This is a genomic window from Bowmanella yangjiangensis (genome assembly GCF_017255015.1).
Classification (GTDB): domain Bacteria; phylum Pseudomonadota; class Gammaproteobacteria; order Enterobacterales; family Alteromonadaceae; genus Bowmanella; species Bowmanella yangjiangensis.
In genome coordinates this window covers 1-1,815 of the sequence record NZ_JAFKCS010000159.1, presented here as the reverse complement: position 1 = coordinate 1,815, position 1,815 = coordinate 1, and the positions used below count along the sequence as shown (strand labels likewise).

Sequence of the window (1,815 nt, the reverse complement as noted above, 5' to 3'; positions counted from 1 at the left end):
GTAACGGCTCTCGCCGGGCCGGCAGCTCATGCCTGCTGGCCCAGTTCCTCCAGCAGAAAGTCGATGAACACGCGGACCTTGGCCTGCAACTGACGGCGTGATGGGTAGATGGCGTAGAGCTGCGTCTGCATCATCTGCCAGTCTTCGAGCAGCGGCTGCAGCCTGCCCTGGGCCAGGTCGTCGCGTACGTAGATCTCCGGGACCAGGCTGATACCGTGGCCGGCGCGCAGGGCGGCGCACAGCGCCAGGCTGGAGTTGACGCTGTAGCGTCCGCACACCTCCAGGCGGCGCACCTGCTCACCGCGCTGGAACACCCATTCACGGGCATGCCCGGACAGCGAGAACTGCACGCACTCCAGCGCCTGCAGGTCCTCCGGCACCTGCGGCGTGCCGTGCCGGCGCAGGTATTGCGGGGCGGCGCAGAGCACGTGGCGCAGTGTCAGCAGCGGGCGGGCGACCAGGCTCGAGTCCTCCAGCCGATCACTGCCGCGCACCGCCAGATCGAAACCCTCGGCGATCATGTCCACACGACGGTCATCGAGCTGCAGGTCGAGCGTCAGCTCGGGGTAGCGGGCGAGAAAACGCGGGATGGCATCGGCCAGGCAGACCAGGCTGAACGACATCGGCGCGCTGACGCGCAGGGTGCCGCTGGGGGTCGCCTGCAGCTCGCCCAGGGAGCTGTCGGCCTGCTGCAGGTCGTCGAGAATTCGCGACACCTGCTCGTAGTAGCGCTGGCCAGCCTCGGTGAGGCTCATGGAGCGTGTCGTGCGGTTGAGCAGGCGGACTGCCAGGTGGGCTTCCAGTTCGCCGATGTTCTTGCTCACGGCGGCCGCTGAAAGCTTCAGGTGGCGGGCGGCGGCGGCGAAGCTGCCACGCTCGACGACCTGGCGGAACACGGCAAGGGCGGTCAGGCGATCCATCGATTATCAACTTTCAGTGAATGGTCATCACACGATAAACGAGATTATCAACCAGGGTCCATGTAACTAACCTGTCGAACATTCACTCACGACAGGACATCGCCATGACCCACCCTCTGCTTGCCGCCATCGAACAACGCAACTCGGTCAACCACTTCGACGCGCAGCATCAGCTCGACGACGCCAGCATCGAAGCCCTGATCGGTTGGGCCGGGCGCGCACCCAGTGCGTTCAACCTGCAGAACTGGCGCTTCGTCGCGGTGCGCAGCGCCGCGGGCAAACAGCGTCTGCGCGAGCTGGCCTGGAACCAGCCCAAGGTCAGCGAAGCGGCTGTGACCTTCATTGTCTGCGGCGTGCTGCCGTGCGCCGAGTCGCTTGGCGAGCGCCTGTCGCCTGCGGTGGCGTCGGGGCTGATGCCGAGCGAGATGGCGCTCAGCTGGCAGTCCAGCGCTGCGCGAATGTATGCCGAGGTGCCGCACAGCCGGCGTGACGAGGCCGTGCGCAGCGCCACCTTCGCCGCGTCGAACCTGATGCTGGCCGGCCAGGCACTAGGGCTGGCCGCCAGCCCCATGAGTGGTTTCGACATCGCCGGTGTCAGCCGTGCCTTCGCCCTGGGCGACGAGGAAATCCCTGTGATGCTGGTGACCCTGGGCAGGGCGCAGGCCAACAACTGGCCGCAGAAACCGCGCCGCCCGGTGGAGGAGATTCTCGAGCTGGCGTGAGAGCGGCGCCCGGCTCAGGCGCCCAGGCGCTGCTCGTCCGGGCGCAGGGTCAGCACACGGACGCCATCACGGGTGACCGCCACCGTGTGCTCGAACTGCGCCGAGAGGCTGCGATCGCAGGTGACCACCGTCCAGCCATCGGCCAGCGTGCGTACATCCGCCTTGCCCTGGTT

The 1,815-nt window shown here is 67.2% G+C and carries 2 protein-coding genes; one reads left to right on the top strand and one right to left on the bottom strand.

Annotation, left to right across the window (positions count from 1 at the left end):
* Positions 1–26 precede the first annotated feature (26 nt).
* Positions 27–920, bottom strand: a complete 894-nt coding sequence (locus tag J0A65_RS22885) for a LysR family transcriptional regulator (RefSeq protein WP_179553022.1) — start codon at positions 918–920, stop codon at positions 27–29.
* A 104-nt stretch (positions 921–1,024) separates the two neighbouring features.
* Here J0A65_RS22885 and J0A65_RS22880 point away from each other — a divergent pair, with 104 nt between their 5' ends.
* The gene (locus J0A65_RS22880; protein WP_206596607.1) at positions 1,025–1,642 is read left to right on the top strand and encodes a nitroreductase family protein; all 618 of its coding nucleotides are present in this window, start codon (positions 1,025–1,027) and stop codon (positions 1,640–1,642) included.
* Positions 1,643–1,815: the final 173 nt, after the last annotated feature.

Bases quoted from the DNA above. Each gene is read 5' to 3' on its own strand.
- J0A65_RS22880 (WP_206596607.1), top strand. From the start codon at position 1,025: ATGACCCACCCTCTGCTTGCCGCCATCGAACAACGCAACTCGGTCAAC.
- J0A65_RS22885 (WP_179553022.1), bottom strand. From the start codon at position 920: ATGGATCGCCTGACCGCCCTTGCCGTGTTCCGCCAGGTCGTCGAGCGT.